The 25,852-nt window shown below is 57.4% G+C and carries 22 protein-coding genes and 1 other RNA gene; 15 read left to right on the forward strand and 8 right to left on the reverse strand.

Translation table 11 applies throughout. From position 1 onward, the window contains the following. Window positions 1–234: 234 nt before the first annotated feature. Together H9646_RS17815 and H9646_RS17820 are read left to right on the forward strand one after the other, a co-directional pair. Complete coding sequence (locus H9646_RS17815; RefSeq protein ID WP_191724744.1) at window positions 235–972, forward strand: 16S rRNA pseudouridine(516) synthase; 738 nt, start codon at window positions 235–237, stop codon at window positions 970–972. Window positions 973–1,412: 440 nt separating this feature from the next. Then, entirely contained in the window at window positions 1,413–1,970 is a 558-nt protein-coding gene (locus H9646_RS17820; RefSeq protein ID WP_191724745.1) for a hypothetical protein, read from the forward strand. Window positions 1,971–2,091: 121 nt separating this feature from the next. Here H9646_RS17820 and H9646_RS17825 read toward each other — a convergent pair whose 3' ends face one another. Beyond that, window positions 2,092–3,012: a Ppx/GppA phosphatase family protein gene (locus tag H9646_RS17825; RefSeq protein WP_191724746.1), complete on the reverse strand. Its 921-nt coding sequence runs from the start codon at window positions 3,010–3,012 to the stop codon at window positions 2,092–2,094. A 198-nt stretch (window positions 3,013–3,210) separates the two neighbouring features. On the opposite strand from H9646_RS17825, the gene ppk1 reads away from it, so the two are divergent. After that, window positions 3,211–5,334, forward strand: coding sequence for a polyphosphate kinase 1 (ppk1, locus tag H9646_RS17830; protein WP_404813114.1), 2,124 nt, complete (start codon window positions 3,211–3,213; stop codon window positions 5,332–5,334). Between the two features lie 168 nt (window positions 5,335–5,502). Here ppk1 and H9646_RS17835 read toward each other — a convergent pair whose 3' ends face one another. After that, entirely contained in the window at window positions 5,503–6,975 is a 1,473-nt protein-coding gene (locus H9646_RS17835; protein ID WP_191724747.1) for a Ppx/GppA phosphatase family protein, read from the reverse strand. 277 nt (window positions 6,976–7,252) lie between these two features. Between H9646_RS17835 and pstS the strand changes: the two genes are divergently transcribed. The 7 genes from pstS (at window position 7,253) to phoR (ending at window position 13,907) form a co-directional block, all read left to right on the forward strand. After that, a complete protein-coding gene (pstS, locus tag H9646_RS17840; RefSeq protein WP_191724748.1) occupies window positions 7,253–8,293 on the forward strand; it encodes a phosphate ABC transporter substrate-binding protein PstS in 1,041 nt (346 codons plus the stop codon). A gap of 90 nt (window positions 8,294–8,383) precedes the next feature. Continuing rightward, a complete protein-coding gene (pstC, locus tag H9646_RS17845; RefSeq protein ID WP_191724794.1) occupies window positions 8,384–9,397 on the forward strand; it encodes a phosphate ABC transporter permease subunit PstC in 1,014 nt (337 codons plus the stop codon). Continuing rightward, window positions 9,394–10,278, forward strand: a complete 885-nt coding sequence (gene pstA, locus H9646_RS17850; protein ID WP_191724749.1) for a phosphate ABC transporter permease PstA — start codon at window positions 9,394–9,396, stop codon at window positions 10,276–10,278. Before pstC ends, pstA begins: the two co-directional genes overlap by 4 nt. A gap of 17 nt (window positions 10,279–10,295) precedes the next feature. Continuing rightward, on the forward strand, window positions 10,296–11,096 hold the full coding sequence (gene pstB / locus H9646_RS17855; protein WP_191724750.1) for a phosphate ABC transporter ATP-binding protein PstB: 801 nt from the start codon (window positions 10,296–10,298) through the stop codon (window positions 11,094–11,096). Between the two features lie 17 nt (window positions 11,097–11,113). Beyond that, entirely contained in the window at window positions 11,114–11,815 is a 702-nt protein-coding gene (phoU, locus tag H9646_RS17860; protein ID WP_191724751.1) for a phosphate signaling complex protein PhoU, read from the forward strand. A 19-nt stretch (window positions 11,816–11,834) separates the two neighbouring features. After that, complete coding sequence (gene phoB, locus H9646_RS17865; RefSeq protein WP_191724752.1) at window positions 11,835–12,533, forward strand: phosphate regulon transcriptional regulator PhoB; 699 nt, start codon at window positions 11,835–11,837, stop codon at window positions 12,531–12,533. A gap of 9 nt (window positions 12,534–12,542) precedes the next feature. Then, window positions 12,543–13,907 (forward strand): phosphate regulon sensor histidine kinase PhoR, encoded by a 1,365-nt coding sequence (phoR, locus tag H9646_RS17870; RefSeq protein WP_191724753.1) that lies wholly within the window; start codon window positions 12,543–12,545, stop codon window positions 13,905–13,907. 152 nt (window positions 13,908–14,059) lie between these two features. Here phoR and H9646_RS17875 read toward each other — a convergent pair whose 3' ends face one another. The 5 genes from H9646_RS17875 to trxA all read right to left on the reverse strand — a co-directional run bounded on the left by H9646_RS17875 (window position 14,060) and on the right by trxA (window position 19,573). Further along, entirely contained in the window at window positions 14,060–15,412 is a 1,353-nt protein-coding gene (locus tag H9646_RS17875) for an MATE family efflux transporter (RefSeq protein ID WP_191724754.1), read from the reverse strand. A 15-nt stretch (window positions 15,413–15,427) separates the two neighbouring features. Next, window positions 15,428–17,125 carry a hypothetical protein gene (locus H9646_RS17880; RefSeq protein WP_191724755.1) on the reverse strand — a complete coding sequence of 566 codons (1,698 nt, stop codon included), beginning with the start codon at window positions 17,123–17,125 and terminating at the stop codon, window positions 15,428–15,430. Window positions 17,126–17,318: 193 nt separating this feature from the next. Further along, the gene (locus H9646_RS17885; RefSeq protein ID WP_191724756.1) at window positions 17,319–17,564 is read right to left on the reverse strand and encodes a type B 50S ribosomal protein L31; all 246 of its coding nucleotides are present in this window, start codon (window positions 17,562–17,564) and stop codon (window positions 17,319–17,321) included. Window positions 17,565–17,702: 138 nt separating this feature from the next. Beyond that, window positions 17,703–18,965: a transcription termination factor Rho gene (rho, locus tag H9646_RS17890; RefSeq protein ID WP_191724757.1), complete on the reverse strand. Its 1,263-nt coding sequence runs from the start codon at window positions 18,963–18,965 to the stop codon at window positions 17,703–17,705. Window positions 18,966–19,240: 275 nt separating this feature from the next. After that, a complete protein-coding gene (gene trxA, locus H9646_RS17895) occupies window positions 19,241–19,573 on the reverse strand; it encodes a thioredoxin TrxA (RefSeq protein ID WP_191724758.1) in 333 nt (110 codons plus the stop codon). Between the two features lie 238 nt (window positions 19,574–19,811). Here trxA and H9646_RS17900 point away from each other — a divergent pair, with 238 nt between their 5' ends. Together H9646_RS17900 and H9646_RS17905 are read left to right on the forward strand one after the other, a co-directional pair. Next, the gene (locus H9646_RS17900) at window positions 19,812–21,143 is read left to right on the forward strand and encodes a TIGR03862 family flavoprotein (RefSeq protein WP_191724759.1); all 1,332 of its coding nucleotides are present in this window, start codon (window positions 19,812–19,814) and stop codon (window positions 21,141–21,143) included. Window positions 21,144–21,308: 165 nt separating this feature from the next. After that, a complete protein-coding gene (locus H9646_RS17905; RefSeq protein ID WP_191724760.1) occupies window positions 21,309–22,259 on the forward strand; it encodes an arsenic resistance protein in 951 nt (316 codons plus the stop codon). A 355-nt stretch (window positions 22,260–22,614) separates the two neighbouring features. On the opposite strand, the gene ffs is transcribed toward H9646_RS17905, so the two are convergent. Beyond that, an RNA gene (gene ffs, locus H9646_RS17910) (signal recognition particle sRNA small type) lies at window positions 22,615–22,710 on the reverse strand. A 102-nt stretch (window positions 22,711–22,812) separates the two neighbouring features. Here ffs and dnaX point away from each other — a divergent pair. The 3 genes from dnaX to recR all read left to right on the forward strand — a co-directional run bounded on the left by dnaX (window position 22,813) and on the right by recR (window position 25,837). Beyond that, window positions 22,813–24,765 carry a DNA polymerase III subunit gamma/tau gene (dnaX, locus tag H9646_RS17915; RefSeq protein WP_191724761.1) on the forward strand — a complete coding sequence of 651 codons (1,953 nt, stop codon included), beginning with the start codon at window positions 22,813–22,815 and terminating at the stop codon, window positions 24,763–24,765. An 81-nt stretch (window positions 24,766–24,846) separates the two neighbouring features. Next, on the forward strand, window positions 24,847–25,179 hold the full coding sequence (locus tag H9646_RS17920) for a YbaB/EbfC family nucleoid-associated protein (RefSeq protein ID WP_191724762.1): 333 nt from the start codon (window positions 24,847–24,849) through the stop codon (window positions 25,177–25,179). Window positions 25,180–25,246: 67 nt separating this feature from the next. Then, window positions 25,247–25,837: a recombination mediator RecR gene (gene recR / locus H9646_RS17925; protein WP_191724763.1), complete on the forward strand. Its 591-nt coding sequence runs from the start codon at window positions 25,247–25,249 to the stop codon at window positions 25,835–25,837. Window positions 25,838–25,852 lie beyond the last annotated feature (15 nt).

Here is a 25,852-nt window from a genome sequence, read left to right on the forward strand (position 1 = left end):
CGATGATAGTGCGGGTTCCCGTGTGAAAGTAGGTCATCGCTAGGCTCTTACAGCTGCAACACCCCCTGACCTTGAAAAAGGCAGGGGGTTTTGTTTTTGGGGATTTGAATTTAAATAGATAGCTGCTAGCGCTTGTATTGCCTAGATTTAAATATCAAATTACCAGGAAATCTTTGATAGATGAGCGCAAGGCGCTCTGTTTTTGAGACCGCTGGCTGCGGCAGAGGTGATGAGATGCAGTTGCAGGACATTCTTTACTCGCAAGGTTTTGGTATTCGCCGTGTGTGTTCAGGCTTGGTTCAACAAGGCTGGGTGCAGGTGTATGAAGAGGGTGCGCTGGAGCCTGTACAGGTGACCGATTCCACGGCTGAATACGATCCACAAGGACTGCGCTTTCGCGTGCAAGGCGTGGATTGGGAGTACCACGAAAAGGGCTATGCGCTGCTGTACAAGCCGGCAGGAACAGAGTGTTCACAAAAACCTTCGGCCCACCCCAGCATCTACAGCTTATTGCCGATGCAGTTGCGCCAGCGGCCGAACAAGGGTGCTGTGCAGGGGCTGCAAGCGGTTGGCCGCCTGGACCAGGATACGACGGGTTTTTTGCTGCTCAGCGATGACGGGCAGTTTATTCACCGCATGAGCTCGCCCAAGAAACATGTGCCCAAGGTGTACCGTGTGACGGCCAAGCATGCAGTGACACAAGCGATGGTGGATAAGCTGCTGGCCGGTGTGGTGTTGGAGGATGACCCCAAGCCGGTAAAGGCAGCAGCGTGCGAGATCATTGCTGAAAATGTGTTGGATCTGACGTTGACAGAAGGTAAGTATCACCAAGTCAAACGCATGCTGGCAGCTGTGGGTAACCGTGTAGAAGGCCTGCACCGCTGGAAGATTGGCAGCATGGCATTGCCCGAGGATATGAAGCCTGGGGAATGGCGTTGGCTGAGTGCGCAGGATTTGGAAAAACTGCGCTAAGCGCTCAAAGCAGCGTGAGCAGCTGTTCTTCACTCCAGCCGGTCTAAGCGATAGAACAGGCGCGCGATGTAGAGCAAAGCTGAACCATGAGGTGCCGGTGGGTGAAGAAACGCCCCGTGCACCGAGAAAAACCAGGCCTGTCATTAACGGCTTGGTTTTTTTATGGGCTAAGTGCTGGGTAGGCGTTGTGTTGCAGATGATTGAATACTCAAAAACTAGCGTTCCTTGCATCGCAGTCGAGAGGTGCTGCAGGCAACTGTGACAAGATGACAAACGTCTGCGAAGGAGCTGTCATGCTGATTGCTCAGCACAATAGCGCTACGACGATCCCTGTCACGTGTTTGGGCCTGGAGCAGGTCAATGCTGCGGGCAAGGAACTGGCACAGCAATACGGCTTGGTTTGAATTTGGTGCGCGAGTGGCGGCAGCGCACGGCGGTTCATGATGCCAGCCATACCGGTTGTGTCGCCTGCAAACTACGAGCAAAACGGCGCAGGAGGAGTTGGTCACCTATCTGCGCATTCAGTGCTGCAAGATGACTTATTGGTGTTGCTGGGGGCCATGATTCGCTCTGCGGTGGACCGTCTGCTGCGCCGGGGGAAACACTGCAAATTGCCCGTTTCAATAAACCTGAGGGCGAGCGTAAATCCTTTAAAGTCGATCTGTTGTCATGTGGATATGAAGTACCTGCACCAGATGCAGGGCAAGGACAAATGCTGTTATGTGTTTGTTGCCATCGACCTGCCGCCCCGCTGGGTGTTTATTGCCACCAAACGGCACAAGGCTGCAGCCGCTGCCAAGTCTTCCCTTGCAGCAGTGCGCAAAGCAGTGTCTTCAAGATATAGGCCATCGTCACCGGCAGCGGCAGCGGCAGCGGCAGCGGCAACGGCAACGGCAACGGCAACGGCAACGGCTCAGCGTTTACGGACCGGCTGTTTGGAAGTTGCAGACGCGGCTCTACAGGAGAGTATGGGATTGACCCGCTGTGCCAGGCGCTGAGGGGTGAGCACTGGCTGACCCAGCCCAAGAGCTGGAGCGTGAAAGTGCCTTACTTATTTTTCAAGAACGTACGCAATCATCCGGGACCTGGCAGGTGAGCTGAGACGAAAGCCGCGGTGATTCAGTGACCAGTCAGTGACTGGTGCAGCTCAAATATCAGCCCATGGCGCAAAGCGCCTTGGGCAATGCGCATGTGCTGCAGCCCAAGCACGTCAAAGACTGCGCACATGATGCTGACGCCACCACCAATGACCGGGCGCAGTTCTTCACGCAAACCGTGCAGGGGCAGCCGGTCTATATGGCCAGCTTGCACCAGTTGTGCCTTGAGCTGAAATAGCCCTGCACGCGAAATTTCTCCGACAGGTAGACCCGCTTGCAGCAAAGCCTTGCTGATGGCTCCAGCCGTACCTGAGGAGCCAAATGCTTGCTCCCATGGCGCGTTGCCCAGCGGTGCGAGAGATTGTCTTAAAGCCGCTTGCGCAGCGTTGCCGGCAGCAGCAAAACGTTCAGCGCTCAATATGCCATCCCCAAAGAAACGCTGTGCCCACGCGACGCTGCCAATTGGGCAGGATGTGGCGATGTGCAGTGTCTGGTTGTGGCCCACGCAGATTTCGGTAGAGCGGCCCCCGATGTCGATGACTAGCCGGTTTTCTGGCAGCGCTGGCAGCAGGCGGGTGACACCTTGGTAGATTAGTGCGCCTTCACGTTCGCCTGAAATCAATTCCACTTCACATCCCAAAATGGCATGGGCTTGCGATAAGAACTCGTTGCGATTGCGGGCTTCGCGCAGGGTTTGGGTGGCCACAGCGCGGCGGTGTTCTTTGGCCACGCGAGTCATCAGGCCTGCATAGCGCCGCAAGCATTCCAGGCCGCGCTCCATGGCCTGGGTCTGCAGGTTGCCATGTTCATCCAGGGCACCGCCCAGACGCAGGGTTTCTTTGCGCTGCAATTCAATCTGCAATTTGCCATCCACGATGCGGCCGATCAGCAGCAAAACGCTATTGGATCCGATGTCGATGCTGGCAAGCAGGGGAGCTTTCATAGGGAAAAAAGAGGTAGGCAGCCCGCCAGATTACCATCACGGCAAAGTCTTTTCAGTTGGCTGCACACTTTGCGCAGATGAAACAGTCATACAGCTGTCACTGTTTCGTCACATGCAGTGCGGATACTGGTGAGACATCGCCAAAAAGTTTCCATGTATTCAAAGACTGAACCATTCATTGCGCCGCTTCCTGCATTCATGGCACTGCCGAAATCACTGGGTGGTTCAATGCCTGAAGGCGGCGTGCCGCAGGTGGCCAGTGCCACGGCACAGCCGCTGTCGCTAGAGCCGCCCATGGCGCTGCTGCCGCGCGACCATTGCATTTTGGCGTTCAACGAGCGCGTAATGGCTTGGGCGCGCCGTGAAGATGTACCGCTGCTGGAGCGGTTGCGTTACCTGTGCATTGTGTCGTCCAACCTGGATGAGTTTTTTGAAGTACGCGCTGCGCCGCACATCACCGCTGTCAATAGCCTGGCACAAGGCGTTTACAACGCGCAAGATGGGCTGGCCCTGCTGCACAAGGCGCAGGATCTGGTGGCGCGTCAATACGCGCTGTACAACGATGCATTGATCCCTGCCTTTGATGCGGCGGGCATTCGTATCGTGAACCACAAAGACCGCACTGCAGCGCAGCGCAAGTGGGTACACAAGCACTTTAGGCAGGCTGTCAAGCCTTTGCTGGTGCCAGTGGCATTGGATCCCGCACACCCTTTTCCGCAGGTGGCTAACAAGTCGCTCAATATGGTGGTACGCCTGAAGGGGGGCGATGCTTTTGGCCGTGCCAATGAGGTGGCGATCGTCAAGCTCTCGCGTGCGCTGCCACGCCTGATGCAGCTGCCAGCGAGCATCTGCGGCAAAAAACGACTGTTTGTCAGCCTGTCTAGCATGGTGCGGGCACACATCTCGGAGCTGTTTGATGGCCGCGAGGTGGTGGAGGCGGTGCAGTTTCGCGTCACACGCAATACCGAATTGCTGGTGGAAGAAGATGAGGTGGATGACCTGCGCACGGCACTGCGCGAAGAACTGGCGTACCGCCAGTTTGGACAGGCGGTACGCCTTGAAGTGGGCAGCAATTGCTCGGAGTTTCTCGCCAGCACCTTGCAGCAAGAGTTTGATGTGCCGTCGCAGGCGCTGTTTCGGGTGCAGGGGCCGGTCAATCTGGTGCGCCTGTCGGAGTTGATTGATCTGGTCAATGAGCCCGCCATGCTGTTCACACCCTGGCAGGGCAGCTGGCCACGCCAGCTCAAACCAGCGGTCAAGATCATGGCGCAGATGCGCAAGCAAGATGTGCTGATTCACCAGCCCTTTGAGCAGTTTGATGCGGTGCTGGAATTGCTGCGTGAGGCGGTATATGACCCTGCGGTGGTGGCCATCAAGCAGACTATTTACCGCACGGGAGTCAAGTCTCAACTGATTGAACTGCTGGCCCAGGCAGTGCGCATGGGCAAGGAAGTGATGGCCGTGGTGGAGTTGAAGGCGCGCTTTGATGAAGAGGCGAACATCAACTGGGCCGATGCGCTGGAGGCGGTGGGTGCCCAGGTGGTATATGGCGTGGTGGGCCTGAAGACCCACGCCAAAATGCTGCTTATTACACGCCGTGAAGGCCGGGGGCTGCGCCGTTACGGTCACCTGTCAACGGGCAACTACAACCCCAAGACCGCACGCATGTATACAGATTTGAGCTATCTGACGTGCGATACGGTGCTGACGGCCGATATGGATGCGGTGTTCCGCCACCTGGCCAGCCCGAATGTGAAGCCCAGGCTGGACAAGCTGGTGATGGCTCCTTTTGCCTTGCAGCACAGCATGCTGACCCATCTGGAGGCCTGCAAGCAAGCTGCGTTGAAGGGTGAATATGCCCGCGTGGTGGTGAAAACCAATGCCATGACTGATGAAGATCTGATTCATGCGCTGATTGACGCAGGCCAGGCCGGGGTGAAGATTGATCTGATTGTGCGCGGTGCATGCATGTTGCCACCGCAGGTGCCGAGGGTGACGGACAACATCCGTGTGCGTTCCATCATTGGCCGTTTTCTGGAGCACTCTCGGGTGTTTTACTTTGCGTGGGGCGACAGTCAGGAGCATGTCTACCTGTCCAGCGCCGACTGGATGCGCCGCAACATGACGCGCCGTGTCGAGCTGGCCTGGCCTGTGCAAGAGCCCAAGCTGCGCCAGCGCGTGATCGATGAATGCCTGGTGGCATATTTGCATGACAACCGTGATGCGTGGACGCAGCAGCCCGATGGCAGCTACCTGCCGCCCGCGCAGCCGCAAGATGGCGATGGTGTACAAAACGCGCTGATGCATCTGTACAGCACGTAGCTGACCATGGTGCGCGCACAAAAAAGGATGCATATGGCATCCTTTTTTTGTGAAGCAGTGGGTGTGGTTGCTTTAATAAAGAGAGCTTGTAACGCTTATAAATAAAAGGTTTCAGATATAAAAGACTTTGAAACCTATATAGATCAAGCGTTGAAAGCTCCTTTTTTCTTAAGCTAGATGCAGCAGCAACTGCCAGTCGGTTTTTCCTACGGCTTCTGCCTCTTCGCGCAGCAACTGTGCGCTGAGTGGAAAGCGCTGCGCCCAGCCCGGCGCAGTTTGCAGCAGCAATTGCTTGCCATTGCGCTGTAACTGCAGGCCTTGCATATCGGGCGCACGGCGGTTGTTGCAAAGCACCACAGCCAGACGCAGGCACAGCAGTTGCTCTGCATTGGCTGGCAGGTGCATGAAGGCTTCCATTTTTTTGAGCTTGCCGCGATGACCCAGCACCAGCTGACCCAGCTGCGCCAGCTCTGCGGGGGCAAAGCCCGGGGCGTTGCTGTTTTCCAGAATGTAGGCGCTGTGGCGGTGGTAATTGCTGCGCGAGATGCGCCAGCCCACTTCATGGAGCAAGCCAGCCCAAGCCAGGTTGGCGGGGGGGAAGGTTTCTTGCGGGTGCAGCTGCATCCACAGTTGCTGAGCGGTTTCGGCCACATGGCGGGCATGCATGCTATGCACCCCAAAGCGTTGCATCAGGCCCAGAACGCTGGCGGTGTGGATGTCTCCGCTGGGCTCATCGTTGACCAGCCCGTACAGCACGCCCATGCGCAGTGCGCCCTGAGCCACGACCATGCGCTCCAGACCCAGCAAGTCAAACACGGCCCGCAGCACGCTCAGGCCACCGGCCACGACGGGGCGACGGTCTTCTTTCAGGCCTTCCAGCTTGATGCGGTCAATGTGCTGGGCGCGCAGCAGTTGCTGCTGCAGCCAATCGAGGCTGGCGCGGGTAATGACGCCGGGGTCAAACCCATTGGCAGACAGCGTGTCTCCCACTGCGTTGGCGGTGCCTGCGGAGGCGTAGGCAATGTCCCAGCTGCCGGGTGTAAAGGTGTCCAGCGCCTCATCGAGCACGGCACGTGCGGCAATCTCAGCGGTCTCGAAGGCCTCGGGCGTCAGGTGACCCTGGGGGAAGTAGCGCAGCGTCCACGCCACGCTGCCAATGCGGTAAGAGGCCAGTGACTGCACCACGCTGGCCTGGCCCAATACAAATTCGGTGGAGCGCCCGCCAATATCAATTACCAGACGGTTTTCGTCCGATGCAGGCAACTGGCTGATGACGCCGCGGTAAATCAGGGCGGCTTCTTCTTCGCCCGTTATCACTTCAATGGGAAAACCGAGCAATTCATTGGCGCGATCAATAAATTCGTCACGGTTATGGGCTTCGCGCAAGGTTTGTGTGGCCACTGCACGCACATGCTGCGGATCAAAACCGCGCAGGCGTTCACCAAAGCGGGCCAGACAGGCCCAGCCACGTTCCATGGATTCCTGGGTGAGGTTGCGGTTGCTGTCCAAACCATTGCCTTGGCGCACGGTTTCTTTGAGGTACTCGATGCGGTGAATCTGGTGGTGTTCATAACTACCAATTTCAAGGCGGAAACTGTTGGAGCCGAGATCTACGGCAGCAAGTGCAATCGCATTGTTCATTTGAAATGTGTCAGCTGGCGGCGCAAAGTGGGCAGCTTATCAGCCATGGCGGCGTTGAGCGCACAAATGTGGGGCATGACCGAGTGTGAAACAGGGCTGCGATTCTAGATGGCCGTCATGAATGGTTTGTGACATTTTTTTGAATTCACTGAACTGTGGTTTTTGAGGAGGAATAAATTATTTTTTATGTGTCACAAGCTCGTCATAAACGGTTTTTACATTCACGTCATCGAAGTTTTCTTCGACCCCTTGTTCTGCAATCTAAAGAGGTGCTTCCATGAAAATGTCCATGACGCGTGTTTTAGTGACGGGTGCTTTGGTATCCGGCGGTTTGTTCAACATGGCAGCCGCGCAAGATGCAACTGGCGCAGGTGCCAGTTTCCCCGCTCCGCTGTATTCCAAGTGGGCCGCTGATTACAACAAGGCCACAGGCGTGAAGATCAACTACCAGTCGGTGGGCTCTAGCGCAGGTCTCAAGCAAATTGAAGCCAAGACCGTAGATTTCGGTGCTTCGGACGAGCCACTGAAAGACGCAGACTTGCAAGCCAAGGGTCTGGTGCAGTTTCCCACCGTCATTGGCGGGATTGTTCCGGTAGTGAACATCAAGGGCGTGCAGCCTGGCCAGCTCAAGCTCACGGGCCAGATTCTGGGTGACATTTATCTGGGCAAGATCACCCACTGGAACGATGCCGCCATCACGGCACTGAATCCGGGCGTGAATTTGCCTAACGAAAAAATCACGGCTGTGCGCCGCGCTGACGGCTCTGGCACCACTTTTGGCTTTACCAACTACTTGAGCAAAGTAAATGCCGAGTGGAAAGAAAAAGTGGGTGAGGGCAAGGCAGTGAACTGGCCCACAGGTGCGGGTGGCAAGGGCAACGAAGGCGTGGCCGCTTTTGTGGGGCGTCTGGCCAACTCCATCGGTTACGTGGAATACGCTTACGTTAAGCAAAACAAGCTGACTTTTGCACAGTTGCAAAACAACGAAGGCGCGTTTGTCTCGCCCAACGAAGCCAGCTTCAAGGCCGCTGCTGCAGGCGCTGACTGGAGCAAAAGCTTCTACCAGATCTTGACCAGCCAGCCTGGCAAAGATGCATGGCCAATCACCAGCGCAACGTTCATCTTGATGCACAAGGTGCAGGACAAGCCTGCGCAAGCTGCGACTACGCTGAAGTTCTTTGACTGGGCGTATAAGAGCGGTGACGCCACTTCGAGCGACCTGGATTACGTACCTATGCCTGACTCGGTCAAGGCGCAGGTGTTCAAGGCCTGGGGTGAAATCAAAGACAGCGCTGGCAAGCCAGTAGCTTGGAAGTAAACGACTGCTTGAACAGTCACACCCTGCTGGGCGCGTGTGCGTCTGGCAGGTCTTGTTATTTGTAAAGAGGTGACACCCGTGTCCTCATCCATGTCTTCTGCCAACCCGGTGACCAGCCGGCAACAGCCGATTGCCAGCCGCGCACAGCCGCCTCGCCGCAATCGTTGGATATCTGCAAGCTTTGCCGATCGCCTGTTCGCCTGGATGGCCAAGGGTGCTGCCTTGATCACTCTGGGCTTGCTGCTGGCCATCATGGGCTCGCTGCTGATCGGTGCCTGGCCCGCCATTCATGAGTACGGCCTGGGCTTTTTCACGCGCACCGAGTGGGACCCCGTGCAGGACCAGTACGGTGGTCTGGTGATGATCTACGGCACTTTGATGACATCGCTGATTGCGCTGATCATTGCGGTGCCTGTGAGCTTTGGGATTGCGCTGTTCTTGACAGAGCTGGCACCCAGCTGGCTCAAGCGCCCTCTGGGCACAGCCATTGAGCTGCTGGCTGCGGTGCCATCGATTGTGTACGGCATGTGGGGCTTGATGGTCTTTGGCCCGGTGCTGGCCACTTATGTGCAGCAACCACTGCAGGCCCTGTTTGATGGCGTGCCTTATCTGGGCGCACTGGTCTCGGGCCCGCCAGTGGGTATTGGTATTTTATCGGCCGGCATTATCCTGGCCATCATGATCATCCCGTTCATTGCGGCGGTGATGCGCGATGTGTTTGAAGTGACTCCCGCGCTGCTCAAGGAGTCGGCCTACGGGTTGGGGGCCACAACGTGGGAAGTCGTCTGGAAGGTAGTGCTTCCTTACACCAAGGCCGGAGTGCTGGGCGGCGTCATGCTGGGCCTGGGACGTGCTTTGGGTGAGACGATGGCGGTGACTTTTGTGATCGGCAACATGAACCAGCTCAACTCGGTGTCCATGTTTGAAGCCGCTAACAGCATTACCTCTGCATTGGCCAATGAGTTTGCCGAAGCCGGCGAAGGCCTGCACCAGGCATCGTTGATCTATCTGGGGCTGGCACTGTTCTTCATCACTTTCGTGGTGCTGGCATTGTCCAAAATTTTGCTCAACCGCCTGCAAAAGAATGAGGGAGCGCGCACATGAGCACCTCCAGTCAAAAACTGATTTCTGCCGAGCGCCAAGATGCAGCGCGTCAGGCGCGTTTTGCCGCTCGCAAGCGCCTCAACCAGGTGGCACTGGCGCTGTCGCTGGCGGCAATGGCTTTTGGTGTGTTCTGGCTGATCTGGATTCTGTGGGAAACCATTCGGCTGGGCATTGGCGGGCTGAGCCTGGCGCTGTTCAGCGAGATGACGCCGCCTCCCAATGAGGCAGGTGGTCTGGCCAATGCCATTTTTGGCTCTTTCGTCATGGTGACTTTGGCCACTTGCGTGGGCACTCCGATTGGGGTGATGGCAGGCGTTTATCTGGCTGAATATGACAAAAACAGCTGGCTGGCCAGCACGACGCGCTTTGTCAATGACATTTTGCTGTCTGCCCCTTCCATCGTGATTGGCTTGTTCGTCTATGCGGTAGTGGTGGCCAAGTTCAAAAGTTTCTCTGCTTATGCAGGCATTGTGGCGCTGGCCTTGATTGTGATCCCCGTGGTCATTCGCACCACAGAAAATATGCTGACCCTGGTGCCCTCAGCACTGCGCGAGGCGGCCTACGCTTTGGGTACGCCCAAGTGGAAGGTGATTTTGGCGATCACATTGCGCGCTGCACGCGCCGGTGTGATTACGGGTGTGCTGCTTGCGGTGGCGCGGATTGCGGGGGAAACCGCACCGCTGCTTTTCACTGCACTGAATAACCAGTTCTGGAACGGCGATCTGGGCAAGCCGATGGCGAGCTTGCCAGTGACCATCTTTAAGTTTGCGATGAGCCCCTATGAAAACTGGCAGCAGCTGGCGTGGGCAGGCGTATTTCTGATTACTGTGGCCGTGCTGGGCCTGAATATCTTGGCCCGCGTACTGACGCGCCAAAAGTAAATTGCAAGGATTTGATGATGCCAACTGCAACATTGACGACACCCGCTATTGCACCGATTTCTGGGCGATCCAAGTTATCTGTGCGTGATCTGAATTTCTACTACGGCAAGTTCCATGCGTTGAAAAACATCAACCTGGAAATTCCCGAAAAGAAGGTGACGGCTTTTATTGGCCCGTCCGGCTGTGGCAAATCTACGCTGCTGCGCACATTTAACCGCATGTACGAGCTGTACCCCGAGCAGCGTGCGCAAGGGCAAATCTTGCTCGACGGCGAGAACCTGCTGACCAGCAAGCAAGACGTTGCGCTGATTCGTGCCAAGGTGGGCATGGTGTTTCAAAAACCCACGCCGTTTCCGATGTCCATCTACGACAACATTGCCTTCGGCGTCAAGTTGTTCGAGAGTCTGGATGCCGCAGACATGGAAGAGCGCGTGGAGTGGGCACTGCGCAAGGCGGCGTTGTGGACCGAGGTGAAAGACAAGCTGCACCAAAGCGGCGCCAGCCTCTCGGGTGGCCAGCAACAGCGCCTGTGCATTGCACGGGGCATTGCCATCAAGCCTGAAGTGCTGCTGCTGGACGAGCCTTGCTCGGCCCTGGACCCAATTTCTACCGCCAAGGTGGAAGAGCTGATTGCTGAGCTCAAAGACGACTACACCGTCGTCATCGTGACGCACAACATGCAGCAAGCCGCGCGCTGCAGTGATTACACCGCGTACATGTATTTGGGTGACCTGGTGGAGTTTGGCGAGACAGAGCAACTGTTTTTCAAGCCCCAGCGCCGCGAAACAGAAGACTACATCACAGGCCGATTTGGTTAATTCCGCAGGAGACAGATATGTCAGATAAGCATTTGTCGACACAGTTTGACAGTGAACTCAATCGTATTTCATCGCGAGTGATGGAGCTGGGCGGGATCGTGGAGCGCCAGATCAGCCAGGCGGTGTTTGCCTTGACCCAATTTAGCCTGGAAGCCGTGGAGCAAGTGGCTGCGCTGGAAGAGCGGGTCAACGCCATGGAGGTGGAAATTGACTATGAGCTGTCTTCCATCATTGGCCGCCGCCAGCCGACAGCACGTGATTTGCGCATGTTGATGGCGTTCTCCAAAGTAACGGCCAACCTGGAGCGCATGGGCGACGAAGCGCACAAGATGGCGCGCATGGTCAAGTCCATCATTGAAAGTGGCGCATCACGCGCCTTGCCCTCAGGGGAGCTGCGGGTTGCGGCAGAAATGGCCTCGGCACTGCTGCGCAAGGCGCTGGATGCTTTGGCTCGCCTAGATACCAAGGCCGCTTTGGGCATCCTGAAAGAAGACGACCTGATTGATGATGAGTTTGATGGCTTTGTGCGCAAACTTATCACTTACATGATGGAAGATCCGCGCACAATTTCTGCCAGCCTGGACCTGCTGTTCCTTGCCAAGGCGGTGGAGCGCATTGGTGATCACTCCAAAAATGTGGCCGAACTCATCATCTACTTGGTGGAGGGCAAGGACATTCGCCACCAGTCCATGGATGTGATTGAGTCGGCGGTGCGTTAAACAAGCCCAGGTAAGAAGCATGAAGAAATTGCCGCAAGTACTGATTGTTGAAGATGAGCCCGCCATTGCCGAGCTGATCGCAGTGAATTTGCGCCACAACGGTTTTACCCCTGTGTGGGCTGAAGATGGCGTGAGCGCACAGCGGGAGCTGGATGCTGCGCTGCCCGATGTGATCTTGCTGGACTGGATGCTGCCTGGTGGCTCCAGCGGCCTGAATCTGGCGCGCAAGTGGCGCGCAGATCAGCGCAGCAAACACGTGCCCATCTTGATGCTGACAGCACGTGGTGACGAGCCAGACAAGATTGCAGGCCTGGACGCCGGGGCCGATGACTACATCACCAAGCCGTTTTCAACCCAGGAACTGCTGGCGCGTATTCGCGCCGTACTGCGCCGGCGCACGCCTGAGCAAGCCGGCGAGCGTGTACAGGTGGGAGATCTGGTGCTGGACAGCGAAACACACCGGGTGACTTACCAGGACCAGCCACTCAAGCTGGGGCCCACGGAGTTCAAGCTGCTCAACCACTTTATGCACAACCCAGAGCGCGTGCACAGCCGCGGGCAGCTGCTGGATAAGGTGTGGGGCGACCATGTCTACATTGAAGAGCGCACGGTGGATGTACACATCAAACGCTTGCGCGAAGCATTGGGTGAGGCTGGTAGCCTGGTGGAGACCGTGCGCGGTGCGGGCTACCGATTGTCTGCAGGATCAACCGCCTAAGGATGCGTGATGGCTTTGCGCTGGATGGAGTTATTGCTGTTGCAAACGCTGCTGGTGGGTATCGCAGCTTGGCTCTGGGGGCCGTGGGCAGGGCTGGCCGGGGCACTGCTGGCTACATGGCTGTGGATGCTGTGGGACAACTGGCAGGCGCAGCGCTTGCACCACTGGCTGGTGCGGGGGGATATGACTGTGCAGCCACGCGTGCGTGGGGTGTGGAGTTTGCTGGCCACTTACATGCGCCGATCTGCCCGTTCACGCGAACAGGCTGTGGTTGCCGCTGAGCAGCGCGTGCAGGATATTTTGGCGGCTTTGCAAGCCAGCCCCAATGGTCTGGTGCTGATGGATGCTGAGGGCCATATAGAGTGGTGCAACCACATGGCTGAGCGCCACTTTGGCTTTGATGCTGAGCGTGACATCCAGCAGACCATTGGCAATTTGGTACGCGATCCTGCATTCAGTGGTTATTGGGCGAGCCAGGATTTCTCTCAGCCCGTGCTGATGGCTGGGCGTGAAAGTTCACCTTCACGGCCAGTGATGCTGTCGGTACACATCTACCCCTATGGGGATGGCCGCCATTTGTTGCTGGCGCGTGACATCACTGCGCTGGAGCAGGCCGAGGCCATGCGCCGTGATTTCGTTGCCAACGTCTCGCACGAGATTCGCACACCACTGACGGTGTTGGTGGGTTTTGTGGAAACTTTGCAAACTTTGAATTTGTCGCCTCAAGAGCACAAGCACTATCTGTCGTTGATGGCGCAGCAGGCCGGGCGCATGCAAAACCTGGTGCAAGATTTGCTCACGCTGTCACGGCTGGAGGGTAGCCCGCTGCCGGGTTACAGCGAATGGGTGCCCGTTGCCTCCATGCTCTCGCAATGCACGGTCGAGGCGCAAGCGCTGTCCAAACTACTGACCAAAGGTGCGGCCGGGCATGTCATCAGCTTTCCCCAGCCCGGTGCGCCGGGTATGGACTGGGACATTGCGGGCGCGCAGGCTGAGTTGATCAGTGCCTTCTCCAACCTCATCAGCAATGCTTTGCGCTATACACCTGCGGGTGGCACAGTGCAGGTGCGCTGGGACGTCTTGCCCGATGGTGGCGCGCGCTTTTCGGTTCAAGACTCTGGCCCCGGGATTGATCCCGCACACATTGGCCGTTTGACGGAGCGTTTTTACCGGATCGATCGCAGCCGCTCACGCGACACCGGTGGCACAGGCCTGGGCCTGGCGATTGTCAAGCACGCACTGCAGCGCCATGGTGTCAAGCTGGAAATTCACAGCCAGCTGGGCGCCGGTGCAGTGTTCAGCGCCGTCTTTCCCGCGCACCGCTTGCGTGATGCACAGCGTGTGCATGCATTGCCAGAGGCTTTGCCCAAGTAACCCTCGCTGGCACAAGCATGGATATTGCGGGGGCGGTGAGCAGTGGATTGCATGTGCCCGATCTGAGCGGTTGACACGCTGCGGTGCCTGTGGAGCAAGGCACGCGCAGTACAGGTTTCAATCTTGGTGTAGCTGCAGCGTAGGCGCCACGCCTAGCGAGCGTCTGCTAGCTGCGCCTGAAAAACCTTATGCAGTAGAAAAACAAAAAGACTAGCTACCAGCGCAAGCGCCAAGCCACTTCCAATCCAAAAAGGCATTGGATTCGTTGACCAGTAAGCGCTGGTAGCTTCATTTTTATAAGCAAGCCAGTAGCCTCCGCCCAGACCGCCGCCCCATAGCAAGCCGCAATACACCACCAGTGGTGCAACGGTTACGCGCCAGCAGCGCAGCAAGAAAATACAGACGCACTGAATGCTGTCGGATGCGTGGTACAGCGCTACCCACAGCAGCAGCGATGAGGTGAGCGCGATCACGTGCGGGTCTGCGGTGTAGATGTGGGGAATGTAGGCGCGGGCCAGCAGCAAACTGCTGCACAGCACCAGACCACTGGCCAGCGCAATCTTCACACCCAGCCAGGCCAGCTTTTGGGCCTGGGCTTCATTGCCTGCGCCACGCCACCAGCTGACGCGGGCGCTGATGGCAATGCCCAGCGACAGAGGCACCATGTAGCAAACACCAGCCAGGTTGGCTGCAATCTGGTGGCTGGCTGCGGCCATGGCCCCCTGGCGTGCCACAAAAAGTGCCACCAGCGTAAATGAGGTGACCTCTACCAAGATCGACAGCCCTGCGGGCACGCCCAGGCGCAGAAAAGCGCTGATGCGCTGCCAGTCAGGCGCTTCCATGCGCTGCCATATCTGCAGGGGGACATACAGTTTTTGGCGGCGCATCAGCACGATGGCGACGATGGCGATGGCGTAGTCCACCAGCAAGGTGGCCCAGGCGCAACCGGCTGCACCCTGGGGCTCAAGCCCCCAGCCGCCAAAAGTAAACCAGATGGACAGCGGCACTTTCAACACCAGCGCACCCACCTGCAGCCAAGTGACCAGCTGTGGGTGCCCCAGCGCCTGGTTGAGCGTGGCATACAGTCGAAAAAACATGGCCGAGGGCAGCGCCCAGCCCACAATCATGAGGTAGGCGCGCACATCGGCCTGCATGCTTTGCGGCACCTCGGTCCAGGTCAGGATGGGTTCTGGAAAAACCAAAATAACCATGCCCAGCAACGTAAAGCCAAGCGCCAGATACAGCGACTGGCGAAACGATGCGCCAATCGCCGTGGTCTCGCCTTTGCCGTGCTGCTCGGCCCAGATTGGCAGCAGGGCCTGCAAGATGCCCATGAGTGAGACGTACACACTCACAAACACGGCAGAGGCTACCGACAGGGCGGCCAAGGCTTCTGAAGAAAAGCGACCCGCAACAATGGTGTCAGTCACACCAAAGGCCATGATCGCCAGTTGCCCGGCAAGCACGGTGCCTGCATGCCGCGCAATCGTGGCAAGTTCATGCATAGATGGCCTCTGACTTCAAGGGGTGCGGTGCAAGACCAGCAGGTTGTCTTTGCGCTCTGTCGGGCGTGTCACTTGCTGCACGAATTGCCACTGCGCGGCTGCTTCGGTATCTACGGCAGACCAGGCGGCAGGTGTTGCAATCAACCAGTTGCACTGAGCATCAGTGGCTGTGGCAATGCCGCGCTGCAATTGCCAGGGTGCGTAAAAACGAAACGCAGTGGTGAGCGCCGGCGTAAAACCAAGTGTGCGCACACAGGACACATCACGTGGAATCACGTGTGCCACGGCATTGACGTGTGGGGTATAGCTGCGGGCATAGTCCAGCATGGGAAGCCACAGCGTCATCAGCAATACCCAGCCTAAAACGGTTCCGCCAGCAGGCACTGCCAGGCTTTTCCATATCGCCGCACGGTGCCGACGTGTGCGCCATGCCACCAAAAGGATCCAGCCAATCGTTGCGGCCACGGCCACTAAGAAGGAGAAAAGCGAAAAGGACGGCTCAAAACCAATGGCCAGACGCTGTATGTTTTCAGCGGGCTTGGCGGGGAAGCCCGTTTGCACAGAAATCCATACCACCCAGATCGTAATGGCCGAAATGGTGAAAAAGAACAGTGTGAGCCAGTCGATCAGTGCCCCCAGACTGCGCTTGAACGTGGGCAATGCAAAAGCAGCCAGCGCTGCAATACCGGGTAAGGCCAAAATCAGTGAGCGATCACCATCCATTGTGAAGATGGTGCAAAACACCGCTATGACCCAGAGCCACAGTGGCCAGGCCAGGTGCGAGTTGTGCCGTGGGTGTACCAATTGCCCGCGCCAGCGCCACAGCGCCCACAGTGCCAGCAGCCACGCCGGCCAGCTGAACCACATCAGCAGGCGGGCAATACTTTGCCAGTCTTTGCCTTGCTGCCAGGGGTTGATCAAACGGTATTCCCACAAGCCAAGCAACCAGGCTGCACTGGCAGCCACTGCCATGGACAGAATCCACCAGGCAGCCCAGCTATAGCGCTGCTGAAGTTTGGGTGTTTGAACGCACAGCGTCATGGCCACAGCGCCCAGACCCAGGAACATGGCCATCGAAGGCGCACCCGAAAGAGCCAGCGCAAGCATGCCAAGCAAGGCTGCAGCGGCAGATAGCTTGGGTTGCCACCACATACAGGCCGCTGCAAAGAAAAGGGCGCACACCGCTGTCAGCTGCACCAGCGTGTGGCTGGTTTCATGCGAAAACTGAGCCAGGCCCAGGCAGGCCATGAGGGCGAGCAAGCCGCCATCAGCCAGCGCGCGCGCGTAGTCAGTAGGGGAGGCTTCTCCGCCAAAAGCAAACACTACAGGCTGTGCCCCGGGGGTGCGAGCCAGGCTAAACACCGCACGCCATGTACACAGCAGGGCCAGAGCCAGCAGTACCATAAAAGGCAGGCGTACCACCACATCTGCAGGCATGGTGGACGGGAGCAACCGCAGTGCCCATGCCCCTAGCCAGTATTGCAATATGCCCGGGACATCAGGCTTGATGCCGTCAATCAAGGGCTGTGTCCAGCTTGTCTCGCTATGCGCCATGGCCTGCATGTAGCCAAAGGCAGCGATGTCGACATCACGCCAGGGCTCGCGACCTACAAAGCCGGCAAGGATGTAAGTGATGCAAAGCAGCAGCATGATCCAGCGTGGCAGGCTGCGGACCGCGTTTTGGGCAACGATGGCGGGTGAGGGCGGATTCATGAAAGCAAAGTAGGCATGCCAATGGAGCGCATGCAGGTAAAGCAAATAACTGGGTGGTGCGCGCTAGCATGCCACGACTGCGTGGTGTCTGCAGCCATGTCCATGCTTGTTGCATCCACGTGTCTTACATGTGCTGCAAAAGAAAAAGGCAGCCGGGTTGCCCTGGCTGCCTTTTTGGCGGGAAAGTAAAAAATTACTTCTTGCCGAAGCGGTTGCGGAAGCGCTCCACACGGCCGCCCATGTTGTCCACCGACTTTTGAGTGCCGGTGTAGAAGGGGTGCGATTCAGAAGAAGTATCCAGCTTGAACAGGGGATATTCCTTGCCCTCGAAAGTTTCTGTTTCCTTGGTGTTGGCGCAAGAACGTGTCACGAACTTGAAGTCGTTAGACATGTCAACGAACAGAACTTCGCGGTAATTGGGGTGAATGCCTTCTTTCATGATCTTCCTTTAGTCAAGTGCGGTAGCCGTGCCAAACCCGAAGCAACCTTTGCTTCGAAAATGCATTCAACATACTTTCCGCAATAAAGCCTCTCATTATAGCGTGAGAGGCGAAATTTTCGCAAAACGCGCAGCGGCTTAGCCGCCGCGACGCATCATGTCGAAGAATTCGACATTGTTTTTTGTCTGCTTCATGTTCTTGATCATGAGCTCCATGGACTCAATTTCGTCCATGTTGTACATGAATTGACGCAAGATGCGCGTCTTTTGCAAGATTTCGGGTGCCAGCAGCAACTCTTCGCGGCGTGTGCCGCTCTTTGTCAGATCAATCGCAGGGAATACGCGCTTTTCGTACAGGCGGCGGCTCAGGTGAATTTCGCTGTTGCCTGTGCCCTTGAATTCTTCAAAAATCACTTCGTCCATGCGCGAACCGGTGTCAACCAGCGCAGTGGCGATGATGGTCAGAGAGCCACCTTCTTCCACGTTGCGCGCTGCGCCAAAGAATCGCTTGGGGCGCTGCAGGGCGTTGGCATCCACACCGCCGGACAGCACTTTGCCCGACGAAGGCACCACGTTGTTGTAGGCGCGAGCCAGACGTGTGATCGAGTCCAGCAAGATCACGACGTCTTTCTTCAATTCCACCAAGCGCTTGGCGCGCTCAATCACCATCTCGGCGACGTGCACGTGGCGGCTGGCGGTTTCGTCAAAGGTGGATGCAATGATTTCGCCCTTCACGGAGCGTTGCATTTCTGTCACTTCTTCAGGGCGTTCATCAACCAGCAGCACCATCAGGTGCACGTCGGGATTGTTGGCCGTGATGGCGTGGGCGATGTGCTGCATCATCATGGTCTTGCCGCTCTTGGGAGGGGCAACAATCAGTGCACGCTGGCCGCGGCCAATGGGGGCAATGATGTCGATGATGCGGCCAGTAATGTTCTCTTCGGACTTGATGTCACGCTCAAGCTTCATCTGCTCCTTGGGGAACAGCGGCGTGAGATTTTCAAACATCACCTTGTGCTTGTTCGACTCGGGGGAGTCGCCGTTGACCTTGTCCAGCTTGGTCAGTGCGAAGTAGCGTTCCCCATCTTTAGGGGTGCGCACTTCGCCTTCAATCATGTCGCCCGTGTGCAGGTTAAAGCGGCGCACCTGGCTGGGGGAGATGTAGATGTCGTCGGTGCTGGCCGTGAAGTTGGTGTCTGGGCTGCGCAGAAAGCCAAAGCCGTCCGGCAAAATTTCCAGCACGCCATCGGCGAAAACTTGTTCACCGGCTTTGGCTCGCTTTTTAATAATTGCGAACATCAGCTCTTGCTTGCGCATGCGACCGGTGTTTTCAATGTCAAGCGCTTCGGCTTGCTTCAACACTTCAAAGACGTGCAGGGCCTTGAGTTCGTTAAGGTGCATCTGGAGTTACTCCTGGCGGAGTTCAAAGAAATCTGGGGATGTGGCGAATGCCAGAGTAATCGGCGAGGAGCGCAGTACGTCGATGGCTTGCCAAGATGATCAGAAACGGCCGCCAATGCTTTGGGCCGTGATCGGGTTTTATTATGACAGGAAAAGCGGGCAAACTGCATAGTAGTTTGTGTAATGCAGTTTGCCACATGCTGCGGCTTCAGGTTGACATGGGCCTGTGCGCCGTGCCAGCGCAGCCTTCACAGCAGTGCGCTGGCTTTTAAAGATCAGCCAACGTGCTGGTCAATGAAGGCGGTCAACTGGGGTTTGGCCAGTGCACCTACCTTGGTGGCAACGAGTTCGCCGTTCTTGAAGATCATCAAGGTAGGAATGCCGCGAATGCCGAACTTGGCGGGAATTTCGCGGTTTTCGTCTACGTTCATCTTGGTGATGGTGATCTTGCCTTCGTAGGCTTTGGAGACGTCGTCCAAAATGGGGGCAATCATCTTGCAGGGACCGCACCATTCAGCCCAGTAGTCCACCAGTACGGTGCTGCCGGGCTGCAGTACATCCGATTCAAAGCTGGCGTCAGTGACATGCTTGATGAGTTCGCTGGCCATGGATTTCTTCCTTGTTGTGAGTGTGGGGGCGGGGCGCATAAAGCGCACGAAAGTTCGAATAATTGTGACAGAAACGAATGTCCAGACGTGCCTTGTGGCTGGGCAAAAACAACTATGGCTTTTATAGGCGTGCCCAATGGGTGGCATTGGCGTGGTTGCCCCTGGGTCTTCGAGCAGGCGTTATGCTGCCAGCCCTTTGGCGCTTGGTCGCCGGTATTTGTGAAAGATAGGTTTGTCTATGTCTGCTGCCACTGCGCTGCCTGCGCTCAAGTGTGATGTTGCTATTGTGGGGGCAGGGCCTGCGGGTTTGATGGCTGCAGAGATGCTGTCTGCCCAAGGCGTGCAGGTGCACGTGTTTGATGGCAAAGCCTCGGTGGGGCGTAAATTTCTGCTGGCAGGCAAGGGCGGTTTGAACCTGACACACGCTGAAGCCTTTGAGCGTTTTGTCGAACGCTATGGCGATACGCAGCCCATGCTGCAGCCTTTGTTGCAAGAATTTGGCGCGGAGCAATTGCGCGCCTGGGCTGAGGGCTTGGGTATTGGCACTTTTGTAGGCACATCGGGCCGCGTTTTTCCCACGGACATGAAAGCTGCACCGCTGCTTCGCGCCTGGCTGGCGCGTTTGCGTGCCCAGGGGGTGGTGTTTCATATGCGTCACTTGTGGAAGGGCTGGAGTGATGCGCAAGCGCTGGTGATGGAGTCACCCGAAGGCGTATTGCCCGTGCAAGCCAAGGCAGTGTTGCTGGCTTTGGGCGGCGGCAGCTGGGCGCGCCTGGGCTCTGATGGTGCTTGGGTGGCGTTGCTGCAAGCCAAAGGTGTGGAGGTGTCGGCGCTGCAGCCGGCCAATTGTGGCTTTGATGTGGGCCAGCCTGTGCACGCAACAGAAGAAACACGTCGTGAGTTTTTCAAAGAACTGGTGGGGATTGCGCCTGCACCCGGTAAAGGCTGGAGCACGCATTTCACCGAGCGTTTTGCTGGCGCTCCGCTGAAGTCTGTGGCCCTCCGTTTTACGGACAGTCTGGGGCGCAGCTTTGATCGCAGGGGTGAATTTGTTGCTACGGCCACCGGGGTGGAAGGCAGTTTGGTGTATGCGGTCTCACACCTGCTGCGCGATGAAATCAAACGACAAGGCTTTGCCACTTTTGAGCTGGATCTGCTGCCTGCATTCAGCGCTGAGAAGGTGCTGCAGGAAGTGCGTCACCCACGTGGCTCGCGCAGCCTGTCCAGCCATTTGAAGGGGCGTTTGGGTCTGGACGGCGTCAAGGCGGCGCTGCTGCATGAGTTGCTGAATAAGCAGGACATGCAAGACCCGGTGAAGCTGGCACATGCCATCAAGGCTTTGCCGATCACGGTGGTGGCTACGCGTCCTCTGAATGAAGCCATCAGCACCGCTGGCGGCGTAACGTGGAATGCCTTGGATGAGGCTCTCATGTGCAAGGCGCTGCCCGGTGTGTTCTGCGCTGGCGAAATGATTGATTGGGAAGCTCCTACGGGTGGCTACCTGCTCACCGCTTGTTTTGCTACGGGCGTGCGCGCGGCACGTGGCATTCAAGCGTATGTAACTCAATAAAGGTATAGCTGTCAGTGCTTGCTATGTAATGTTTTCGGATGCTTTTGTATCTGAAGTCGTTGTAAATACTGCGTAGGCAGCTATATTTTTATGCATATGCGCGAGAGTGAAGCGAAAGGTGGGCGGTATTTGTAAAGCCTATTCGGGCTCAGCAACAATGCACGCATGCCATCATTTCGTGACACCTTAGAGCGCTTGCAAGCGCCTATTTACTTGGCCACCGTTGCCGTTGCCGCCTTTTTTGCATGGACGTTTGCAGGCGCGCCGGGCTTGGAGCGAGCGATCAACCCCGCGCTGGCGCTCATGCTCTACGTCACTTTTTTGCAAGTACCCGTGCCCGCATTGCGTGCCGCTTTAAAGCAGGGGCGGTTTTTGCTGGCGCTGCTGGTGACTAATTTTGTTGCCATACCGCTGCTGGTCTGGGGCTTGAGTTTTGGTTTGCCCGATGACGGCCTGGTGCGCTTTGGCGTCTTGCTGGTGCTGCTGGCGCCGTGCATTGATTACGTGGTCACGTTTGCGCACATGGGCAAGGCCGATGCGCGCTTGCTGCTGGCATCTACCCCGGTGCTGCTGGTGGTGCAAATGCTGTTATTGCCTGTTTATCTGCGCGCCATGCTGGGGCAAGAGGCCGCGGCATTGGTGCAGGCTAGGCCTTTTGTGGATGCCTTTGTGTGGCTGATTGCGCTGCCACTGCTGCTGGCCGCATGCACGCAGTGGTGGGCCGCTCGCTCGGGCGTGGGCGCGCGTATTTACGCGGGTTTGGGCTGGCTGCCTGTGCCTGCGACGGCACTGGTGCTGTTTGTGGTGGTTGCCGCCGTGGTTCCGCAACTGGAGGCCGCAAGCCACGCAGCCTTGCGCGTGCTGCCTGTCTATATGGCGTTTGCGGTCCTGGCGCCTGTGGTGGCATGGCGGGTGGCCAAGCTTTTCAAGCTAGAAGTCTCGGCAGTGCGAGCCATTGCCTTTAGTGGCAGCACGCGCAACTCCTTGGTGGTGCTGCCCTTGGCGCTGGCCGTGCCGGGTGCTATTCCTGTATTGCCCGCCGTGATCGTGGCGCAAACGTTGGTGGAGCTGGTCAGCGAGCTGGTCTACGTCAAGCTTTTGCCCAAGTTGCGTTGAATGGCTAATTAAAGAGGCCAAACGCGGCAATGCATGGGGGGGGCGCTTCGCTTGAGTTGGTTGCGGGCCGGTGCGCTGGCATATTTTTTTGCAGGTGGCAGCTGGTGCTGGGCAGCACCAGCTGCATCTACTTGACGCGTATCGGCGCACGCTGCGCAGCGTCTGCAAATGGCTGCAGCGCTTGTGGTTCAAAGCGTCGTCAATAACGCTGGCGCTGTGCCTTCATGCGGCATGGAAGTGCAATGGCCTGCACGCGCAGGCTCGCTGCCAAACTATTGGCATATCAGTCATGTTTTTTGAAAAGCATCGCTTCAAAAAGAGCATCTCTTGCTGATGAAGAGGGTTCTGAAACGAAGTTGACAAGCCTTACCTCGGCACTGGTTTCACAGTTAGGGCTGCTTGGTTCCCCACCTGACCCGGTTGGCTGCTTCCCCATGCGAGGGGGCCTGTCAGCGTCAATTATAGGTGCGTTTGTGTCACGCAGATGGGACACGTGAAGATAAACAAGCAAGCTGACATGGTGTAAAGCTCGTAGCCCGTAGAATTCGCCCCTATGTCTTATCTCGTGCTCGCCCGTAAATACCGTCCCCGTAACTTTGCCGAAATGGTGGGGCAGGAGCACGTCGTGCAGGCATTGGGCAACGCGCTGACCCAGCAGCGGTTGCACCATGCATATTTATTCACCGGTACGCGTGGCGTGGGCAAGACCACGGTGTCGCGTATTTTGGCCAAATCGCTGAACTGCACAGGCGCAGATGGTCAGGGTGGAATTACGGCTACGCCTTGTGGCGTATGCCCTGCCTGTACTGAAATCGATAGTGGACGTTTTCCTGACTATATTGAGCTGGATGCGGCCTCGAACCGAGGTGTGGACGAGGTGCAAAGCCTGCTGGAGCAGGCGGTGTACAAGCCGGTGCAGGGGCGCTTCAAGGTCTTCATGATTGATGAGGTGCACATGCTCACCAACACGGCTTTCAATGCCATGTTGAAGACGCTGGAAGAGCCCCCTGAGTACCTGAAGTTTGTGCTGGCCACGACCGATCCGCAGAAAGTACCTGTGACCGTGCTTTCGCGTTGCCTGCAGTTCAATCTGCGGCCTATGGCACCAGAAACCGTTTTTGAGCACCTGACGCAAGTGCTGGTGAAAGAAGACATTCCTGCAGAGCCCCAGGCGCTGAAGCTGCTGGCCCGCGGTGCGCGCGGCTCCATGCGAGATGCGCTGTCGCTGACTGACCAGGCCATTGCTTTTGGTTGCGGGCAGTTGCAAGAAGCATCTGTGCGGCAAATGCTGGGCAGCGTGGACCGCAGTTACGTGTTTCGCTTGATTGCCGCTTTGGCACAAGGCGATGGCCGCACAGTGGTAGAGACCGTAGATGCACTGCGCTACAACGGCATTTCCGGGGCCTCCACTCTGGAGGAAATGTCCACCGTGCTGCAACGCATGGCCGTTTTGCAGGCAGTACCGGATATGGCCGCTGCGGTGGACGCTTCAGATCCAGAAGCCGCAGAAATGGCGCAGCTGGCACAGGCGATGCCTGCCGACGAGACGCAGCTGCTCTACAGCATTTGCCTGCATGGCCGCCAAGAGCTGGGCTTGGCACCAGATGAATACGCTGCGCTGACCATGGCGCTGCTGCGCCTGCTGGCGTTCAAGCCACAAGGTGAGCAACCTTCGGGCACCACAGCCCCATTGGCTGAAAAAAAAACACTGAAGTTAGCTGAACTGCCTGTGCAGTCGCTGGCAAAGGCGCAAGCTGAGCCACAGCCACAGCCACAGCCACAGCCACAGCCACAGCCACAGCCACAGCCACAGCCACAGCCACAGCCACAGCCACAGCCCGAACCGGCTGCGGTGAATGCGATGCCAGCCCCTGCAGCACAGCAGGCCGTGGAGCAACCCGCAGTTGCTGAGGCTGCCGCCCCTGGGCGGGAAGATGCCGCGCAAGACATGCCACCTCCGTGGGAAGACTTGCCTCCTGAGCCGGCGCAGGCAGAGCCTGCATACGGCAGCGATGAGCCGCCCGTATGGGATGAGGTGCCCATGGAGGCATCGGCACCGTTTGCAGAGCCTGTGGTTCAGGCCAAGCCTGCTGCCATAGATGTGGCTACAGAGCTGGAGCCAACCCCTTTGGGGGATGCATGGCACGCAGTGGTGACCCAACTGGATGAGGCGCAAGCCATCACCGCTTTGGTGCGCGAGCTGGCCATGCAGTCACAATTGGTGGCGCAATCGCAAGGTGTGTGGACGTTGCGTGTGCAACGCACATCGCTCAACCAGCCTATGCCCCGCGAGCGCCTGCTCAAAGCTTTGGCGCAAGTCACAGACTGCGTCAGCCTTGAAGTTGAAAATGGCAAGGTGTCTGACACCCCTGCGCTGCGCAATAAGGCGCAGGCTGAAGCACGGCAAAAACGGGCTGAAGCGATTGTGATGAACGATCCGCAGGTGCTGCATTTACAGCAAACCTACGGGGCAACCATCGTGCCCGGTAGCATTCGGCCTGTATAGGCGAAACAAAGGCCGGGGCATGCCAAGTCGTGGCACTATTGCCCCATCAGATTTTTAAGTGACGAATAAAGGAAACCTACCATGTTCAATAAAGGACAACTCGCCGGTTTGATGAAGCAAGCCCAAACCATGCAAGACAACCTCAAGAAGGCGCAGGATGAGCTGGGCAACGTCGAAGTAGAAGGCGAGTCGGGCGCAGGTTTGGTCAAGGTGGTGATGACTTGCAAGCACGATGTCAAGCGCGTCACGATTGATCCCAGTCTGCTGGCTGAAGACAAAGACATGCTGGAAGATCTGGTGGCCGCTGCGTTCAACGCGGCTGTGCGCAAGGCCGAAGAAACTTCCAATGAAAAAATGTCCAAGCTGACAGCGGGCATGCCCGGTTTGCCCGGTGGCATGAAGTTCCCTTTCTAATTGCAGGCGACGACGTCGATTGAGGGAAAGCCGTGGTGCTTTCCCTTTTTATTTGGGTGTTTGAAATATGTCTGACCTTCAGCCGCTGGAACCATTGATTCAGGCGCTGCGCCGCTTGCCTGGCGTAGGGGTGAAGTCCGCGCAGCGGATGGCATTTCACTTGATGCAGCGCGATCAAGAGGGCGCACGTGTGCTCTCTCGTGCCTTGGTGGAGGCGGTCGATTCGGTGCAGCACTGCACCCGCTGCAACACTTTTACGCACGAGGCGGTATGTCCGATTTGCCAGGATGCAGGCCGTGATGCAGCGCGCTTGTGTGTGGTGGAGACACCCGCCGACCTGGCCGCGATGGAGCGAACAGGTGCCTACAGTGGTTATTACTTTGTACTGATGGGGCGCATCTCTCCCATGGATGGTGTTGGTGCGAAAGATGTGGGCTTGCCGCAATTGGTACAGCGGGCACTGGATGGCAAGGTGCAGGAAGTGATCCTGGCCACCAGCTTTACGACCGAAGGTGAAGCGACGGCCCACGCAGTCACAGAGCTTATGCAGGGGCGTCAGATTCAGGTGACACGGCTGGCCCGTGGCGTGCCTGTAGGCAGCGAGCTGGAGTATGTGGATCTGGGCACGATTGCCCATGCGCTGGTAGAGCGCAGATAAAAAAACGCCCTGCAT

The organism is Comamonas avium (assembly GCF_014836675.1).
GTDB lineage: Bacteria > Pseudomonadota > Gammaproteobacteria > Burkholderiales > Burkholderiaceae_C > Comamonas > Comamonas avium.

Coding starts and splice junctions, on each gene's coding strand:
- H9646_RS17815 (WP_191724744.1), top strand. CDS start 235: ATGCAGTTGCAGGACATTCTTTACTCGCAAGGTTTTGGTATTCGCCGT.
- H9646_RS17820 (WP_191724745.1), top strand. CDS start 1,413: ATGATGCCAGCCATACCGGTTGTGTCGCCTGCAAACTACGAGCAAAAC.
- H9646_RS17825 (WP_191724746.1), bottom strand. CDS start 3,012: ATGAAAGCTCCCCTGCTTGCCAGCATCGACATCGGATCCAATAGCGTT.
- ppk1 (WP_404813114.1), top strand. CDS start 3,211: ATGGCACTGCCGAAATCACTGGGTGGTTCAATGCCTGAAGGCGGCGTG.
- H9646_RS17835 (WP_191724747.1), bottom strand. CDS start 6,975: ATGAACAATGCGATTGCACTTGCTGCCGTAGATCTCGGCTCCAACAGT.
- pstS (WP_191724748.1), top strand. CDS start 7,253: ATGAAAATGTCCATGACGCGTGTTTTAGTGACGGGTGCTTTGGTATCC.
- pstC (WP_191724794.1), top strand. CDS start 8,384: ATGTCTTCTGCCAACCCGGTGACCAGCCGGCAACAGCCGATTGCCAGC.
- pstA (WP_191724749.1), top strand. CDS start 9,394: ATGAGCACCTCCAGTCAAAAACTGATTTCTGCCGAGCGCCAAGATGCA.
- pstB (WP_191724750.1), top strand. CDS start 10,296: ATGCCAACTGCAACATTGACGACACCCGCTATTGCACCGATTTCTGGG.
- phoU (WP_191724751.1), top strand. CDS start 11,114: ATGTCAGATAAGCATTTGTCGACACAGTTTGACAGTGAACTCAATCGT.
- phoB (WP_191724752.1), top strand. CDS start 11,835: ATGAAGAAATTGCCGCAAGTACTGATTGTTGAAGATGAGCCCGCCATT.
- phoR (WP_191724753.1), top strand. CDS start 12,543: ATGGCTTTGCGCTGGATGGAGTTATTGCTGTTGCAAACGCTGCTGGTG.
- H9646_RS17875 (WP_191724754.1), bottom strand. CDS start 15,412: ATGCATGAACTTGCCACGATTGCGCGGCATGCAGGCACCGTGCTTGCC.
- H9646_RS17880 (WP_191724755.1), bottom strand. CDS start 17,125: ATGAATCCGCCCTCACCCGCCATCGTTGCCCAAAACGCGGTCCGCAGC.
- H9646_RS17885 (WP_191724756.1), bottom strand. CDS start 17,564: ATGAAAGAAGGCATTCACCCCAATTACCGCGAAGTTCTGTTCGTTGAC.
- rho (WP_191724757.1), bottom strand. CDS start 18,965: ATGCACCTTAACGAACTCAAGGCCCTGCACGTCTTTGAAGTGTTGAAG.
- trxA (WP_191724758.1), bottom strand. CDS start 19,573: ATGGCCAGCGAACTCATCAAGCATGTCACTGACGCCAGCTTTGAATCG.
- H9646_RS17900 (WP_191724759.1), top strand. CDS start 19,812: ATGTCTGCTGCCACTGCGCTGCCTGCGCTCAAGTGTGATGTTGCTATT.
- H9646_RS17905 (WP_191724760.1), top strand. CDS start 21,309: ATGCCATCATTTCGTGACACCTTAGAGCGCTTGCAAGCGCCTATTTAC.
- dnaX (WP_191724761.1), top strand. CDS start 22,813: ATGTCTTATCTCGTGCTCGCCCGTAAATACCGTCCCCGTAACTTTGCC.
- H9646_RS17920 (WP_191724762.1), top strand. CDS start 24,847: ATGTTCAATAAAGGACAACTCGCCGGTTTGATGAAGCAAGCCCAAACC.
- recR (WP_191724763.1), top strand. CDS start 25,247: ATGTCTGACCTTCAGCCGCTGGAACCATTGATTCAGGCGCTGCGCCGC.